General features: G+C 52.9%; 17 protein-coding genes. 6 read left to right on the top strand and 11 right to left on the bottom strand.

Features of this window, described 5'->3' with window-relative positions; translation table 11 throughout:
- Positions 1 to 9: 9 nt before the first annotated feature.
- From NQ490_RS07250 to NQ490_RS07240, 3 genes are all read left to right on the top strand, one after another.
- Complete coding sequence (locus tag NQ490_RS07250) at positions 10 to 321, top strand: hypothetical protein (RefSeq protein WP_040918718.1); 312 nt, start codon at positions 10 to 12, stop codon at positions 319 to 321.
- 13 nt (positions 322 to 334) lie between these two features.
- Positions 335 to 952 (top strand): zinc ribbon domain-containing protein, encoded by a 618-nt coding sequence (locus tag NQ490_RS07245; protein ID WP_007048434.1) that lies wholly within the window; start codon positions 335 to 337, stop codon positions 950 to 952.
- A 68-nt stretch (positions 953 to 1,020) separates the two neighbouring features.
- Positions 1,021 to 2,106, top strand: coding sequence for a hypothetical protein (locus NQ490_RS07240; RefSeq protein ID WP_007048435.1), 1,086 nt, complete (start codon positions 1,021 to 1,023; stop codon positions 2,104 to 2,106).
- A 268-nt stretch (positions 2,107 to 2,374) separates the two neighbouring features.
- Here the strand turns inward: NQ490_RS07240 and NQ490_RS07235 are convergent, their stop codons facing one another.
- The 3 genes from NQ490_RS07235 to NQ490_RS07225 all read right to left on the bottom strand — a co-directional run bounded on the left by NQ490_RS07235 (position 2,375) and on the right by NQ490_RS07225 (position 4,970).
- Positions 2,375 to 4,087 (bottom strand): M23 family metallopeptidase, encoded by a 1,713-nt coding sequence (locus tag NQ490_RS07235; RefSeq protein ID WP_007048436.1) that lies wholly within the window; start codon positions 4,085 to 4,087, stop codon positions 2,375 to 2,377.
- A gap of 2 nt (positions 4,088 to 4,089) precedes the next feature.
- Complete coding sequence (locus NQ490_RS07230; protein ID WP_007048437.1) at positions 4,090 to 4,536, bottom strand: DUF3846 domain-containing protein; 447 nt, start codon at positions 4,534 to 4,536, stop codon at positions 4,090 to 4,092.
- A 95-nt stretch (positions 4,537 to 4,631) separates the two neighbouring features.
- Positions 4,632 to 4,970 (bottom strand): helix-turn-helix domain-containing protein, encoded by a 339-nt coding sequence (locus NQ490_RS07225; protein WP_007048438.1) that lies wholly within the window; start codon positions 4,968 to 4,970, stop codon positions 4,632 to 4,634.
- A gap of 125 nt (positions 4,971 to 5,095) precedes the next feature.
- On the opposite strand from NQ490_RS07225, the gene NQ490_RS07220 reads away from it, so the two are divergent.
- Positions 5,096 to 5,572, top strand: a complete 477-nt coding sequence (locus NQ490_RS07220) for an SLOG family protein (RefSeq protein WP_040918721.1) — start codon at positions 5,096 to 5,098, stop codon at positions 5,570 to 5,572.
- 1 nt (position 5,573) lies between these two features.
- Here the strand turns inward: NQ490_RS07220 and NQ490_RS07215 are convergent, their stop codons facing one another.
- The 6 genes from NQ490_RS07215 to NQ490_RS07190 are packed head-to-tail and all read right to left on the bottom strand — an operon-like array spanning position 5,574 to position 13,039.
- Positions 5,574 to 5,966 (bottom strand): DUF6075 family protein, encoded by a 393-nt coding sequence (locus NQ490_RS07215; protein ID WP_007048440.1) that lies wholly within the window; start codon positions 5,964 to 5,966, stop codon positions 5,574 to 5,576.
- A 16-nt stretch (positions 5,967 to 5,982) separates the two neighbouring features.
- Positions 5,983 to 6,723 (bottom strand): adenine nucleotide alpha hydrolase family protein, encoded by a 741-nt coding sequence (locus NQ490_RS07210; protein WP_040918723.1) that lies wholly within the window; start codon positions 6,721 to 6,723, stop codon positions 5,983 to 5,985.
- A 55-nt stretch (positions 6,724 to 6,778) separates the two neighbouring features.
- Entirely contained in the window at positions 6,779 to 9,118 is a 2,340-nt protein-coding gene (locus tag NQ490_RS07205) for a VirB4-like conjugal transfer ATPase, CD1110 family (protein WP_007048442.1), read from the bottom strand.
- Positions 9,115 to 9,549 carry a PrgI family protein gene (locus NQ490_RS07200; RefSeq protein WP_007048443.1) on the bottom strand — a complete coding sequence of 145 codons (435 nt, stop codon included), beginning with the start codon at positions 9,547 to 9,549 and terminating at the stop codon, positions 9,115 to 9,117. Before NQ490_RS07200 ends, NQ490_RS07205 begins: the two co-directional genes overlap by 4 nt.
- Positions 9,550 to 10,080, bottom strand: a complete 531-nt coding sequence (locus tag NQ490_RS07195; RefSeq protein ID WP_007048444.1) for a hypothetical protein — start codon at positions 10,078 to 10,080, stop codon at positions 9,550 to 9,552.
- Positions 10,055 to 13,039 carry a hypothetical protein gene (locus tag NQ490_RS07190; protein WP_007048445.1) on the bottom strand — a complete coding sequence of 995 codons (2,985 nt, stop codon included), beginning with the start codon at positions 13,037 to 13,039 and terminating at the stop codon, positions 10,055 to 10,057. Before NQ490_RS07190 ends, NQ490_RS07195 begins: the two co-directional genes overlap by 26 nt.
- A gap of 153 nt (positions 13,040 to 13,192) precedes the next feature.
- Here NQ490_RS07190 and NQ490_RS07185 point away from each other — a divergent pair, with 153 nt between their 5' ends.
- Both NQ490_RS07185 and NQ490_RS07180 read left to right on the top strand, forming a co-directional pair.
- Positions 13,193 to 13,504, top strand: coding sequence for a type II toxin-antitoxin system prevent-host-death family antitoxin (locus NQ490_RS07185; protein WP_007048447.1), 312 nt, complete (start codon positions 13,193 to 13,195; stop codon positions 13,502 to 13,504).
- On the top strand, positions 13,497 to 13,805 hold the full coding sequence (locus tag NQ490_RS07180; protein WP_007048448.1) for a type II toxin-antitoxin system RelE/ParE family toxin: 309 nt from the start codon (positions 13,497 to 13,499) through the stop codon (positions 13,803 to 13,805). Before NQ490_RS07185 ends, NQ490_RS07180 begins: the two co-directional genes overlap by 8 nt.
- 95 nt (positions 13,806 to 13,900) lie before the next feature.
- Here the strand turns inward: NQ490_RS07180 and NQ490_RS07175 are convergent, their stop codons facing one another.
- Both NQ490_RS07175 and NQ490_RS07170 read right to left on the bottom strand, forming a co-directional pair.
- Positions 13,901 to 14,623: a CAP domain-containing protein gene (locus NQ490_RS07175; protein ID WP_007048449.1), complete on the bottom strand. Its 723-nt coding sequence runs from the start codon at positions 14,621 to 14,623 to the stop codon at positions 13,901 to 13,903.
- Positions 14,624 to 14,634: 11 nt separating this feature from the next.
- Positions 14,635 to 14,910 (bottom strand): DUF6809 family protein, encoded by a 276-nt coding sequence (locus NQ490_RS07170; protein WP_040918724.1) that lies wholly within the window; start codon positions 14,908 to 14,910, stop codon positions 14,635 to 14,637.
- Positions 14,911 to 14,958 lie beyond the last annotated feature (48 nt).

Here is a 14,958-nt window from a genome sequence, read left to right as displayed (position 1 = left end):
GAGAAAAAAGTGCTGAGTCTAAAAAGAAATGTCAACTGTCCCCGCCGCATGGCTGTGTACGCCGTCTTTGACGTGCTGGACCGGATGGGCTGCCAATACGAGCAGGCGCCGGTCGGCGATATCAAGGCGGAGGCGAAGGTGCTGGGGCATACCAGTGAGTACGCCTTTGCCGTGACGGAACAGACCATCAACACATCGATCCTCCATGTTTCCATGCTCCGTCCGGCAAGCGGCCTGAGCGAGGAGGAAAAACAGCTGGCAGTACGTTATCTGGCAGACAGCGTACTGCAGCATATCGATGAGGTACAGGCTTTAGAATGAGGAGGAAGACGAGATGGCAAATGAATCGAGAGTATTCCGGCTGCCTGCCGGCATGAGTACCCAGGTGGTGGCAAACGCGGTGGAGGCGTTCCTTTCATCCGCTAAGGGGATGGAGGTACAGAGTGCCGAAACCACAGAAGGCTATGTGGTGCAGGGCCGTCAGGAAAAAGACGGCTGGAAGACCATTGCCGGCATGAGGATGGCTACGACGGTGCAGATGATCCGAATGGATGACAACTTAAACGTCACCGTGGGTCAGGGCGAATGGTCGGATAAGATCGGCGCTGGCGTGCTGGGATGGTTTATCGCATGGCCGCTGGCGGTGACTGCCGGTGTGGGCGCCTACAAGCAGAAAAAGCTGCCGGAAGAGATTTTCCAGGTGATTGAGCAGTGCATCGTCTCCGGCGGCCGCTCGGTGGTGGTGCGAAACGCCGGGGCGGAACTGAACGCGGGTATGGTGGTTTGCCCCGCCTGCAAAACCCAGTGTGCGGCCGGCGCCAAATTCTGCAACAACTGCGGGGCGAAGCTGGAAAACAAATGCCCCCAGTGCGGGGCGGAGATACCGCCCGGAAGCCGCTTCTGCGGAGCATGCGGAGCACCGCTTTCCTCGCAGGGCGCTCCGGTGCGATAAAGGGAGGAGATTGCGTATGCGCAGGGAAAAAACCGCCGGGGCGGCAAAAAGGCGCATGGCTTTTCAGTATGCTGCTGGCGGTATGCCTGATGATCGCGGCCCTTCCCCTGTCTGTTTCGGCGGCGGGGGAATATGTGCCAGGGAACCCCCGCTGGTCGGGCTACCAAAACCAGGTGCAGTGGGACCGGCCGGCAGGAGCGGCCTCCGGCGATAGCTTTGAATACGAGGCACAGCTGCTGCTGGGCGACGATGTGGTCGAGTCCAAGGCAGTGGAAATCGACACCTATTTGTTTTTCACAAACGATGTGGTGACGCGGCCGCAGGAGGAGTACACCATACGGGTGCGTGCCAGATGGATCATGATCGTGGGCGACCCGGACGGCCAGTATATGGTGGCGGACGTCGGAGAAGCCGAACCGCCCCATGAGCACAGCTATACCCAAAAGCACGACGCGGCACAGCACTGGCAGGCGTGCTCCTGCGGCGACAAAAAGGATGCGGCGGATCACAGCTTCGGCGCATGGACGGCGGATGGCAATACAGAGAGCCGCATCTGCACCGTCTGCGGCTACGCCGAGACAAGGGACGCCGCGCAGACGTCAGCCACCGGGGAAACCACGGATAACGGGCAGGATTCCGGCGGCGAAGGCATCGCGGAGCTGACCGATGAAAATACCGGCGTTTCCGTCTCCCTGTCCGAAGCGGTTCCGGAGGGTGTGGAGCTGTACGCCGGCGTCATGGAGGCGGAGAGCCTGCTTGAAGAGAAGCCGGAGCTGAAAGAAGCGCTGGACGGCCTGCTGTCGGTGTATGAGATCAGCATCCGCCAGAACGGGGAGCCGGTGGAAATCAAAGACAGCGCCATGACGGTGCGCATCCCGATGAACAGCCATCTGGAGGGCTACGCCCATTACCAGGCGGTGCGGGTGGACGGCGAGCCGGAGCGCATAGAGGCAAAGGCCGAAGACGGCAGCCTGGTCTTTGAAGCCGGCGGCCCGGGCCGGTATGCCGTACTCGGTTCCGATACCCCCTTCTCCGTTTCTGCAATCATCCAACCCGCCCCGTTGCCGGGAGACGAAAAGGATGGAAACGCCGTCTACATCGTTCTGTTGGCCGCGATACCGGCGGCTGTCCTGCTGGCGCTGCTGCTTGTATAATGTGCAAAACACTATCCTGCAGGCATACACGCTCCAAAGTATTTCCTTCCACATTCCCGACATGGGCGTTCATGGCAATCTCGTTGAAATTTCTCTCAATGGCATCAACTGCGCTTTTTCCTTCAATGGTGAATCTGATGCTATCCGCCATGTATGTGTAGCTTGCCATACTTCACGCTCCTTTGATTGCTACGTATTTTATTTAATGCAATTTATTGCATATTCATAACACCGCAATTATGCGTGAATGTCAACTACTTTTTGCATATCACTGAGGAGTAACATACCCAAGTGGGTCGGTAAGAGTACCTCCCACACTCACCTCAAAGTGCAGGTGATTACCGGTAGAATCTCCGGTACTGCCCACATAGCCAATTACCTGACCGGCTGTAACCACTGCGCCGGGAGAAACGGCTGTGGCCGTCATGTGCGCATACCGTGTGGACAAACCGGCTCCATCGTCAATCAACACCTGATTGCCAAAACTGTCGTTCCAACCGCAGATCAGAACCGTGCCGCTGTGGGCGGCCAGAATCGGGGTTCCTTCCGGGGCAGGAATGTCAATGCCCCGGTGCCCGGGATTGCCAAAAGCGTCCGACTCCCCAAAGTGAGTTGTCAGACTGGTATGCCCTGGCAACGGCCAGATCATGGAGCCATCTCCCACGGGTGGCACTGCGGTTCCTGTGCTAGTTCCTGTGCCGCACAGCTGTACCAGCATGGGCCGCATCTCATCGGAAAGAAGCTGATGCAGAATATCCATCTGATCATCTGTAAAAGACAAGTCATGGGCCAAATCATCCACTGGCACACTAGTAACAGAAATATGCAAAATATACTCTGTCTGAGTTTCGGTATCTTCACTTTCCTCAGATCCATCCCCGCTGTCTGCAGGAACTTCCACTTCCTCGACCTCACTTTCAATGCGGTGCATCATCCAGAATGTATCTATGAGTAAGTCGGCCTTTTCTCTGTCGATTACAATGACATCATCGTCGCCGTTCAGGTTCTGGTTGACTGCAAAGACGGCCAGCACCTCTGGCCAATAGCTGGCCCAGGTGTGGCCGTCCTCATATTCATAGTGAAATTCCACATTGCTGCATTCCGGGTGGTTCGCCACCAGATCACTGATGGTTTCACCAAATTCGGTGTTGGCCTCCAGCACAATCTCTTCGATGGGAATGCTGTTGGGATCGCCGCTTTCATCGGCAAAAAGGATGCCCATCGGGCTGCCCAAAATAGCGGCAGCTGCACCGATCACCAGTGCGAGTATCAAAACCACGCCACCGGCTCCAACCAGATATATCAAGGCATTCACAACGGCGCTGGCTGCATGGGCCAGCAGTTGTTTCAGCTTCCCCAGTAGATAGTTGGCCAATCGTTGTAGCTGTTCTCTCACCGGTTTGCTGGAAGTGCGGGGCAGCTTGGGTGTGGGCATCGAGTGAGTTGCCGCACGGCGTGCTTCTGTTTCAGCCAGTTTTTTTCGTACCGACTTGACCAGAATCACCCGCTTGCGCAGAACCTGCTTGCGGTCTGGCAAGGGTGTTTTTTCCTTTGGGACCGGATTCTGTACCTTTTTAGGTGTCTTTGCCTTTATGGCTTGCTGCTGGATTGCTTTACGACGAAACCGCGTTTTTCTTGTAGCCTGTGTTTCCGTTGGAACAGCGGTGTTGTGGGGTGGCGTCGGTGAAGATGTTTCGCCGGTGGATGCTTTAGCGGCCTGCCGTTTCAGCAAAAGCCTTCGATACATTTTGTACGGTACTTTGGTGGATTGGAAAGTAAAATCCGCCGCATCTCCGACTGCCTCTTTTGCTTTATCTTCGACCTTTTGCTGTGCATAGTTATCGGAAGGTCCTTCCCCAGTCGCACCGTCCCTTATTTCTTGACCGGCTTGTTTGGCGTGGGCCTGTGCCTGATAAGCCGTGCGCAGCGCCGTTTTCTTAGCCAGATTTTTTACTGGGTTAAGTTTCTTCTCTTTTCGCACTGTTATCGTTCTCCTTGCTCACGGGATGGCTTTTTCTTCGGTTTGCCCATCAGGTTATCGTAGACTTTGGGCGTCACACGAAAATAGCCGACGCCCTCAGCCGATTCGATAAAGAAGTGCGGCTCCCGAAAATGCTGTTTCATGTATGCCATTTGATCAGGCGGCAAACTGCACAAGCTCCCGCCATCCTCTGTATCGCACAAACCGCAGAGAAGGAAGTTGCCCGCAATGGCGTCGCCAATTTCCGGCAAAGCACGATTCAAGGGCAAACCCAACAGCTTGCCTTCATCGTGGCAAACCAGCCCCACCGAACGGTCCGGCCACGGGTAGACGATTTCAATGGTGCCGCCGACCTGCTTTTGCAGCTCCTGCAATGTATCCTCCATGGTAATCTCCACAGGATACTTTCCGGGCTGAACAAGGAGAACTGTCATCATGTTATTATTCATAGCGTACTTGCTCCCTTTTTCAAAATAAAGAAAAGGCGAAACCCATTTTCCTTACAGGAATAGAGTTTCGCCTTTGTTTTTTGTTTGTCTTAAAGTTATTGCTCTGTATAAAGGTGGATGCACTCGTCAATAATGGCTTCAACTGTGTGGACCTGTGAAGGTGTGAGTTGGCGCAGTTTATCTGCCAAAATTAGCAAATCCTTATCCACTATATCACCTGTGAGAAGATAGTCAGCGCTGACACACAGCGCAGCAGCCAGTTTACGCAATGAATCAGGACGCATTGCACGCTTGCCTGATTCCGCATAGGAAACAGCCTGTGTCGTCATATCAGACATTTCTGCCAGTTCTTCCTGCGTGAGTCTAAGCTGTTTCCGCCGTTCGAAAATTCGTCGGGCCATTTCTTGTATGCAGAGTTCTTTTTCCTGTTCCAAGTTCGTGTCCCCCCTCGCGCTTTGTTAAATTATATCCACAATGCGCAAAAGAAATAATCGTGCTTTGTTGACATTTATCAACAAGTAGCGATATTATGGACCAAATGGAACAGGAGGCGTTAAAAATGCGTGAAAAAACCGTATGTTTTACAGGGCACAGGATAATAGAACCTGAAAAAAGGGCCTCACTTTTTGCTCAGTTGATAGATGAGATAAAGTCGCTGCTTGAAGCCGGGTATCGTTATTTCGGTGCAGGAGGTGCTTTGGGTTTTGATACGCTTGCCGCGCAGGCAGTATTAAAGTTGCGGGAAGAGTATCCACAGATTCGTTTGATCCTTGTTCTGCCCTGCAAAGAGCAGACCAGAGGTTGGCCTGCTGCCGATGTAGACATATATAATGAAATCCTGCATCAGGCAGATAAAGTGGTGTACACAGCGGAACACTATTACCGGGGCTGCATGTTTAAGCGGAACCGCCATCTGGTTGACAACAGCAGCGTCTGCATCTGCTACCTGACATCTGATCACGGAGGCACGGCCTATACTGTGCGGTATGCCCAATCCCAGCAACTGAAGATTGTCAATTTGGCCGACACCATATAGATTATCGTTCCCATTTCGGTGGCTGAGATTCCAGTTCACGGCAATACTCGGGATACCGGAGCCGGATACCTTCCATGAAATAGGGTGCAAACTCGCAGTCAAAAAGATCATACGGCGTTGCGTATCCGTCAGTATTCCACCCATTCCAGAGGTTGAAAGCCAGCCGGGTGATCCGTTCCGTTCCACTGGTCTGCCAGCCGTCATTGATACAATCAGGGCGGATACAATCCTCTTCAAAGTCAAAGATTTTTTGGATGTTGTTCCGGGTATCGCTGCTGATACCCACGACATAGAAAAAGGCTTTGTGGTAGGGATCATCCTTTCTCGTCTGCTTGAGCACCTTATTATAAAATGCCAGATGTTCCCGATCCTTAAAACGAATTTCTGATTTCATTAGATTATCTCCTTCCTTATTGTGTGAACCAACAAAGCTGAGCATCCTCATTATGGAATAGTATATCATAATCTGAGAATCTAAGCTCACGATTGAACTTTTCCGTAGCTTTATTGGGTAAGGCTTGAAGGGCAAGCATTTCACGCCACAAATCCGGGTGATGGTCGTAAAGATGACGCAGTTCGGGCAGCTTCGCATTGGGACAAAACCAGCAACCATTGCGGTCCGTAAAGTCGTAGACCGGGGAAAGCAATCCATACCGGCGGCACAGTTCCCAAGCCTCTGCTTCACTGCACGCATACTGTTCCAACAGAGAAATTTGTTTTTCTTGCAGGCGCATAAGCCGGTCCTGCTCATCGGTGGCAAGGCCAACATACTGCTGCGTTTCTTGTGGCAGACATTTCATATACTTTTGAATGGGCCGCACTTTACAATCCCGTTGGATATTGCATCGTCCACATAGGGGAAAGCCTTTCAGCTTTCCTTTTCCTTTGCCTCGCTGGATGGTTTTGGTAAAGCACTCCTTGTAAGTAGTGTTTGCCCGTAGAATTTTTACATTCAAACCAGCCCGTCGAAGCCACGGAATTGCTGTTTCATAAATAAAGGTACGGTGTTCGGGAACCTCGCCGGAGATTTCTTTATCAAACATCACCTCACAATAGACGATCTCGTCCAGCGGTTCGTGGTGCATCAAGGCAAGAATCACGGTGGCCAGACTGTCTTTGCCCATACTGCAAGAGCAAATTGTTTTTGGCATAGTTCCTCCAAAAAGATGCGGCCCTGCCAACGCAGGGCCGCTTGCTGTAGGTAGATCAGTTTTCCATTTCGCCGGGTTTGGTGGTCAGCAGGCGATAGATTTTGGTATTCGTCGGATGATCGTTTACAAAGGGGATCAGGTTGTTGCCCATTTTCAGAATACCCTGACCGGGTTTCGCCAGCTTCAGATAGTTCTTCTGCGGGTCGGACAACCCATACAGTTCCACCACACTGTCGATGTCCTTGGTCTGGCGCAGCATACACACAAATTCGCTGTTGGCCAACATGGCGTATGCCGTATCGTTGGAAAGGCAGTCCTGCACGTTCTGGGTGATGCCCGTTGCATAGGCGTTGTATTTGCGGAACCGCTTCCAGCTGGTATAGAGGAATTGAGAACTCAGCTTATCCCGCAAAAGCAGGTAAATCTCATCAAAGTACACCCATGTTGCCGCTTTGGGGTCGTTGCGCTCATTGCTCATCACACAGGTGTTGATGTACTCCAACATGGACAGCATGGCCACCGGCTTGAGCTGGTCGCCCAGGCTCTGGATATTGAAGCAGATCAGGCGATTGCTCATATCCACGTTCGTGGGATGTGCGAACATATTCATGCTGCCGGTTGCGAACAATTCCAGCGCCAGCGCAATCTCATGAGCACGTTCATGGGGTTGCTCCTTTAGGTCGTTATAAAGATCGGTCAGTGTGGGGCACGCAATCTTATAGCCGGATTTAATCAACGGCTTGTAGATATGCTTGAGGCTGCGGTCAATCAGGCTCTTGTCGCCGGCTTGAATGTTGTCCTTCCCCATGATCTGTTCACACAGGGAAAGCACAAACTCTGCCTTAGCAGTATGGGGCTGAATCTTGGTGGAGGGGTCATAAGTGAAGTCCAGCGGATTGAAATAGGTAGTGCTGTCCACTGCAATATCCACCACAATGCCCCCCAGTTCCCGTACCAGCGGGCCATATTCGTTTTCGGGATCTACGATATAGAATTTGGCCTTCAGGAATCGCAGGAAAAGCTCCAGGATTTCCTGCTTGACGAACAGGCTCTTGCCGCCGCCAGAAGTAGCAATAACCATGGCATTTCCGTTGATGAGGACGGTGCGCAGGCCGATGATGATGTTGCCGCTGATGGCGTTGACGCCATAGTAGATACCGCCCGGAACCAGCACTTCCTGCGTGTTGAAAGGAATCAGGGATGCAACGCCCTTGGTGGTCATGGCCCGGAGATTGGCAATGCGGCGCAAGCCATAGGGCATTGCGGTGTTAAAGGCGTTTTCCTGCTGCCACCGCATCTCGGTAAAGCGGCAGTTATAATTGCCTGCCGCCGTTTTCAGTGCATCGGTTTCCTGACGCAGTTCCTCCAGATCATCGGCAAAATAAGCCACTGTCAGAAGCGTCAAAAACATCTGCTGGTCATTGTCGGTCATATCCCGCTGCCACTGGTTCAGCGTATTTTCCTCTTCCTGCGTGCGCTGCGGAACATTGGCGGTGAAGTCCAGATTGTCCACACTTTTCCGATTGAACCGGACCTTGTCGGCATCCACCTTCATCCGATAATCCGCCAAGGTTTTGTAGGCGTCCTCGGTTTCAATGGGCACAAAATCCATGGTAAGGATGATATAGGGTACCTGCTGCAAAAGAGTGGTGACCAACTTATCGTCAATGCGCTGCGGGAAATAGGACATGGACATACATTTTGCCACCCGGTTGTCAATGTCGATGTGATCACGCTTGAACTCAATAACATCGGGCGCAACGAAGTCCCGAAAATCTTCGCCCAGCTTGGTGCAGCGATCCAGATCAAATTCAAAGCGTGATTCTTCACCCACACGGAAAAAATTGTGGAGAATCCGAAGGCGTTCGGAATTGTCCACGCTCCGTACAGTGCTGCCCAGTTCGGATAGGATGTTGACCAGATGCCCCTGCACCTGGCGCAGCCGATCCCGTGCATCTTCGACACGGTTTTTCTGTGTGGAAACAATCACATATTTGCTTTGCAGCACATTGCCAACCAGCGAGGCGCAGGCGGCCAACTGGCGGTTCTTCTCGGCCCGCAGATCGTCATGGCCGTCGTTTGCTCGATGGTACAGTACATCCCGCCGGAACACCAGATCGTCCATACGCTGGCTGACAATACACATCTTGATCGTGCAGTCCGAAGGAACACCGGCATAGAGTTTGCCGTACACCTGCTGGATCTCGTCTTTTTTGCCGTCAGACACCATCGCATAGTTGATGTCTGACACGCTCCACATCTGGCTGTACACATTACCGGAACGCCACATTCCATCGTCGTAAATGCGGTCAACCGGGATGCTTTTCTGCACCGATTTCGGTGTGTTTACCCCACCCCAGGTGTTCCGGGTGGAGGCATACTCATTCAGTTTCAAGGCTTTCGCTTCTCCTTTCTCTTCCAAAACTGTCTTTTCTTCTTTTGAGGATGCAGGACCGCTTCAAACCGATTTTCGGCCACCCATACTCTCGGGCCGGAACGAAGGAACTCGGTTACAAAAACGGCTTTCAGAAACTGCCAGATGGTCATCTGGTCGTATTGAAAAAAGCCCGCCATAGCAAAAGGGGCTGCGGCCACGATACAGACCCAACTCACAGTTTCCTGCCCCAGCACCGGCTGCAATCCAAAGTAGACCGCCACGGCGGTACCGATGGCTGCTCCAGACCAAAGGAGTTGCCGCAAGGACAATCCCATAAACACATCTTCCTCATAATGCTGGAATTCCTTATTGATGTTGACTTGCAAAAGCTCACCTCCATAAAGAAGCGCCCAGGCGGATACACCGCCTGAGCGCATAGTCAATTTCATTTACAGCCCCATCATTTCATGAACGATGCGGTCAGAACCTTTAATAAGGCCCACAAGAACCAACATATTGAAAACCGTTTCTGCCAGATAACTCCAAACCATTGTGGTGGCTTCGCCGGTGGCCACAACAGGGGTTCCCACAAAGCCTGCATAGATGATGCAGGCCAGTACAATGACCGCGCCTTCCATGCAGACACCCACATAGGTTTTCAGAAATGCCACCCCCACAGATTGGGTGCTGTCTCCGGCAAAGGTTGCCAACGGGATCGGTGCCAGGGCCGTGTACATATACAGGCGGAAAAAGCGCCCGTACACAGTGAGAATCATAATGAAACTCAGTACCGTGATAAACAGGCTGCCCAGGATGGTAACCAGCCAGAGCGGAATACTGGCCAGAAAGCCCACATTCTCAATAGCGGTTTGTACCTCACCGGGCAGTGAAACCATTGCCTGAGAAATGCCGCCCATGCTGGCAGCCATCTCACTGACAATGCCGTTGCACACCTCAAAGACCTGCAGCATGATTTCCATACCGTAGCCTACTGCTGTTTTGGCAGCCACGAAACGGATCAGGTACCCTGTCATTCTGCATGACACCGGAAATCGGAGTCATGGTGTAAGAATCCTCATTGGCTGCAGTCTTAGAGTTGTCGGTATTGTAGGCACGGCCCGCATCCTGGTACTGGTCATAGATGGTGACGGTGGCTTCCACCCCTTCCGCCGTGAGCAGCTTGGTGCCTCCGGTATACTCCATAGCCACATCTGCGTTGTAGTGGCTGTTGTCCAGGGTAATCACACTGCCATCATTGTCTTTCGTAATTTCAATGTAATAGGCCCGCTTCCCCAGGGGGGTACCAGCGGTGCCGGGATGCTCTACATCGGTCCAGTCGCCGTAGTAACCGGAAGGCGCACGAGTTTCTACAATGATAAACTTGCCCTCGTTCCGCTGGGTATAATACATCTTCCGGCTGGTATCGAACTCGGTGCCGTAGTTGGTACCATTGGCTACGGAGTAGTTGCCGTTCTCATTTCGGACCACCGTGTACTGGTTATACCCGCCGAAGGGGATATACTGCTCCGTCACCACATCCCACTCAAAGACCTGGAACTCTGTTTCCGCTGCGATCTGCTGCCCGGTCTCACTGTCTACCTTTTCCAGAGTGACCTGCAGGCTCCACTCGTCGTTCTTCATCACATAATGATTGTTGCTGTCAGCAGGCACTGTGATGGTCTGATGACTGCCCAATGCTCCAGAAAATTCCTCAAACCCATAGGGTACATCAATCTCGTCATACTGGAAAACAATGGAGGCCAGTTCGGCACGGGCGGCTGCAATAGCTGCATCCACCATGCCTTGTGCTTCGTTCTGCAGCTGGGAAATGGCAGCGTTTTTGGCTGCTTCTGCCGCCGCATCCGCTTCGGCCTGGCTGCTGTAGGGGCCTTCCTGACCGCTGAGCGTTGTGGTGCTGGTCTTGCTGACCTCATAATGCACTGTCCAGCTGACCGTGCCGTCGCCGCCGTTGTTCTGGTAGTTGTCATCGTTGGTATGGCCGGTGGTGGTAATGGTCTGCGCACCGGCAGGGCTCATCTGCCAGCTGCCGCCGTCGATGCTGCCGCTGGTTTTGGAGGGCGTAATGGTAATGGTTGCCCCGTCAATCTTTTCTGCGGTTTCCAGCTGCTGCTTATCGGTATTGACTGTAAAAGTCAGGTCAAAACTACCGCTGGCGCTCTGAGCCGGAGCGGTCCAGTTGGCGGAGTAATACTCGGCATCGGGGATGTCGGGAATATCGGTACCGCCTTCCTCATCGGTAATTTCAGGACCGATCAAAGCAATAATCTGCCATGCATATCCGGCAGGAGGGCTATAAATGTAGGTGTAATAGCCCTTGCCAGAGGCAAACGTACTAACTCCATTATCTGCCCCCAAAAGCTGTGCAGCCGCAGACAGATAGGCTTTGGCCGCAGCACTGTCAGGATAATTCTTGATGATCCACAACTGGGTATCATCGTAATACTGATATGCTGCTTTCAGCATATCGTTTTCGGTGGCAGAATAGGTGGCTACGGTATCGGCAGCAAAATCGCTGCTCCCGTAATCGGTGGGATCATGTTTTTCAGTCAGTAGTCCCAGCGAAAGCTGGCCAAGTCCGCCCCAAATATTAATCTGATTCAGATAGTGTGCGCCGGGGGTGTATTGTCCTGGCTCCAGCTTGGAAACATAGCTGAAAGAGTATGTGGGGCAACCGTTGGGCTGGCCACTGAGGCCGTGACTGCAACAGTACGCTTCGACGCCATTGAACCAGACCAGCCAGGTGCCACCTTCGTAGGCAATCGACGTGATTTTACCGGTGGTCCACGGCGGCGTAGGCGTTGCGGCATAGGTGGTGATACCATTGGACTGAATACTTGCTTTGTTCGCCGTGTTTTCGCCCAATTTTACCTGTAAAGTTTTGTGCAGCTTGCTGCCGTCCGGCGCAGTATAAGAAAACTCTGCAACGAAATCATCTTCGGCTTTCACATAAAGGCCGGTGGCAGCCGCAGAGGTTTCCACATAGGTGCCCGAAAGGATCTGGCTGGTTTCGTCGGCATCTGCTTCCGTGCCGTCATAATCGAGCACGGTCACATTATCCGGCAGAATCACTTGAGAAGTGCTGTTGTTGGCGGGGTATTCCACCTCTACCATGATCGGCACCACGGCATAGGATTCACCTTCCTGACGAGATACCACAATGGTCATGGCATCGGAGTTGAGCGCCTGAGCATCCAGCCTGCCCTGATTGTCCGCCGAGAGCAGTTCGTTCCCCCAATACCCGATACCAATTTTGGTATCGCCGGTGGCGATGGGCAAGCCATAGCTGCCCATGTAGCTGCCGGTCGGGGCATCGGGCAGCTCACCATACAATACGGTGGCAATTTCGTCCTGGTCCGGAGGGGTCCCGCCGCCCTCTTCGGGAGCAGTGGGATTTTCCATCGTAAGCTGCATGGTGACGAACAAAGCGGCCAGTGCGCTGTAAGCAGTCTGAACGGCTTCCTGCGCCCTGTCCTCATCGGTAAGTGCAATGTACAGATCTTCGGCTGCATAAACCGGTGCCGCAGCTTCATCCGATGCCGCCGTTGCAGTTTCCAGCGCAGCCGTCAGATCAGGATTGTCTTTTTCAGCCTGCCATGCTTGGCTGGCCAAGGCCCAGGTGTTCACGGCGCTCAGAATGCTGTCCCGGTCCAAAGCATTGACAGAATCCACGAATTTCTGAGCAGCTTCGCTGAGCGATGTGTCACCTTCGGATGTTTCATCCTCAACTACGTTGCTCTCAGGGTCCGACGTTTCCGGGGTTGCTTCGTTTTCGGGAGAAGGCAAATCGTTTTCTGCAGCGGATGCCGTTACGGCAGCGTCATCCTCTGCGAAGGCAGGCAAAGGCGGCAGCCAGGACAGGCTCATCAGAGCCGCCAAAAGGAATGCTGCCAGCCGCTGCCTTACGGTATGTCGTTTCATATAAAAACCTCCTGCAATAAAAAAAGCGCCTGCGTAAGCAGACGCCTTAGAACCTATGGTGATTATCGGATTTGTTCAAGCAAATTAATTCAAAATTTAATTGTAATTTGCTATTAGTTGCGTTATACTAAAAACAGAAAGGGGGCCTAGCGTATGGCTATTGATATTCGACCTGCTTCGGCGCTTCGCACGGAATACAACGAATTGGCTGCTCGATCCCGTACCACCGGTCAACCCATCTATATCACCCGCAACGGCGAAGGCGATACTGTCCTGATGGACTTGAACGCCTTTACTCGGCGGGAAGAAGAACTGGACCGACGGGAAGCCGTTCTGGAACATCGCGCAATGATACTGGAGGCGGAGATGGGTCGTTTGGCCGGTAAGCCGACCTATACACCCGATCAAGTACGCGCCAAAATCCAGCAGCATTTAGGCGAGAGGCAGAGGCAGAAAAATGGCTGAGTTTTCCGTTATTTATACTGAAGAAGCCTTACAGGATATGTTGAACATATCCGATTACCACTTTGAGAAAGTGGGTGAGGATTCTGCGCTCCGTGCCGTCGCTGAATTACAGGACCACATCGAAAAGCTATCCCTGTTTCCGCGCATGGGAGAGGAACACCCCGACACCTACTTGAATGCCCTGGGATTCCGAAAGTTGGTTCATGACAACCACATTGTGATTTACCGGATTGACCAATCCCAGGTTGTCATCGAGCGTATTGTCTGGGCGTCCAGCAATTACCCTGAGCTTTTTCGGTAAAGCGAACCGATAAAAAGCCGATCAGAATGAGAAAGCACCTGCTGAATGTCGCTGAAATGCGGCACAAGGCAGGTGCTTTTCTTCTCGATATTCTTTCAGCTGAAGGTGACCACCCAATAGGTATACCGGCCCTGGTCTGTATCACAGAACCAACAGCCAACCCCCATACTGGTAAAGCTGGCGTTCATAATGTTGGCATAGTGGGTGGGACTATTCTGCCAGGCTGTGCAGACAGCAGAAGCAGATTCCAGCGGACCGCTGGCGCAGATCTCACTGGTGGTGGTCATGCCGCTGTGGTCAAAGGGACCACCGGCCACAAAGCTCTCACACCGCGCATCTGCCGCAGCACTCAGGCTGCTGTCCATGGACAGATCGGGCAGGCCACCGGCTTCCCGCATAGCATTGATGTTGTCCTGTACGGCCCAGTAGGCGGCATCGCTGCTGTCGATGCCCCACCATTCCTGTGTTCCTGCCGCCAAATCAAAAGGTAATGCGCCGTAGCTCATCTCCGCTGTAGAGGTTGCCGCTTCTTCGACAATGATTTCCGAATTGGCTGCTTCAACCTGGTCGGCTTCGGGCAATTCGGTGGGAGCAGGGGAAGGCGTTGCCGATGCCGTCATCTCTTTCTTTTCCCCCGCGTCGGTTGTCGTGGTGTCAACCACGGAAGATTCAGGCATCGTGGGAGCCTCCGATGCCGCGGTGTCGGGGGTGGCCGCGACTGCCGACTCAGGCGTTGCTGTCACCGTAGGTTCGGTACGGGTAGTGGCACATCCTGTCAGCATGATCAGGGAGAGCATAAGTACAAGTGCTTTTTTCATGGGATTCTCCTTTATTCATAATCGAATTTCTGAGATGCTTCTCTCGTTTCTCGTTCCAGCTGGATACCTGCCGAGAAAGCAAGTTTGAACTGTTCGGCGGCCTCCAGACTGACCAGGACATTTTTACTGGACAGCACAGCTTCCAGCTGCTCCTTTTGTTCTGATGTCAGACCCTGCTTGAGCGTATCCACAGCTTGCCTAAAGCGTGAAAGTGCCTCTTCGTACTCGTCAGTTCTGGGCGGGGCCATTTCTGCCAGCGAAAACTCATAGATTGCATCCAGAATCATGGTTGATTTTCTCTCCTCCTGTGACCCCATCTGGGGGGACCTCGAATT

It is taken from the genome of Subdoligranulum variabile (genome assembly GCF_025152575.1).
In the GTDB taxonomy this organism is placed as follows: domain Bacteria; phylum Bacillota; class Clostridia; order Oscillospirales; family Ruminococcaceae; genus Gemmiger; species Gemmiger variabilis.
Note: the sequence above shows the minus strand (reverse complement) of the source record. Positions and strands in the feature narration are given on the sequence as shown.

Coding starts and splice junctions, on each gene's coding strand:
- NQ490_RS07245 (WP_007048434.1), top strand. CDS start 335: ATGGCAAATGAATCGAGAGTATTCCGGCTGCCTGCCGGCATGAGTACC.
- NQ490_RS07240 (WP_007048435.1), top strand. CDS start 1,021: ATGCTGCTGGCGGTATGCCTGATGATCGCGGCCCTTCCCCTGTCTGTT.
- NQ490_RS07230 (WP_007048437.1), bottom strand. CDS start 4,536: ATGAATAATAACATGATGACAGTTCTCCTTGTTCAGCCCGGAAAGTAT.
- NQ490_RS07220 (WP_040918721.1), top strand. CDS start 5,096: ATGCGTGAAAAAACCGTATGTTTTACAGGGCACAGGATAATAGAACCT.
- NQ490_RS07215 (WP_007048440.1), bottom strand. CDS start 5,966: ATGAAATCAGAAATTCGTTTTAAGGATCGGGAACATCTGGCATTTTAT.
- NQ490_RS07210 (WP_040918723.1), bottom strand. CDS start 6,723: ATGCCAAAAACAATTTGCTCTTGCAGTATGGGCAAAGACAGTCTGGCC.
- NQ490_RS07200 (WP_007048443.1), bottom strand. CDS start 9,549: ATGAAATTGACTATGCGCTCAGGCGGTGTATCCGCCTGGGCGCTTCTT.
- NQ490_RS07195 (WP_007048444.1), bottom strand. CDS start 10,080: ATGGAAATCATGCTGCAGGTCTTTGAGGTGTGCAACGGCATTGTCAGT.
- NQ490_RS07190 (WP_007048445.1), bottom strand. CDS start 13,039: ATGAAACGACATACCGTAAGGCAGCGGCTGGCAGCATTCCTTTTGGCG.
- NQ490_RS07185 (WP_007048447.1), top strand. CDS start 13,193: ATGGCTATTGATATTCGACCTGCTTCGGCGCTTCGCACGGAATACAAC.
- NQ490_RS07180 (WP_007048448.1), top strand. CDS start 13,497: ATGGCTGAGTTTTCCGTTATTTATACTGAAGAAGCCTTACAGGATATG.
- NQ490_RS07175 (WP_007048449.1), bottom strand. CDS start 14,623: ATGAAAAAAGCACTTGTACTTATGCTCTCCCTGATCATGCTGACAGGA.
- NQ490_RS07170 (WP_040918724.1), bottom strand. CDS start 14,910: ATGATTCTGGATGCAATCTATGAGTTTTCGCTGGCAGAAATGGCCCCG.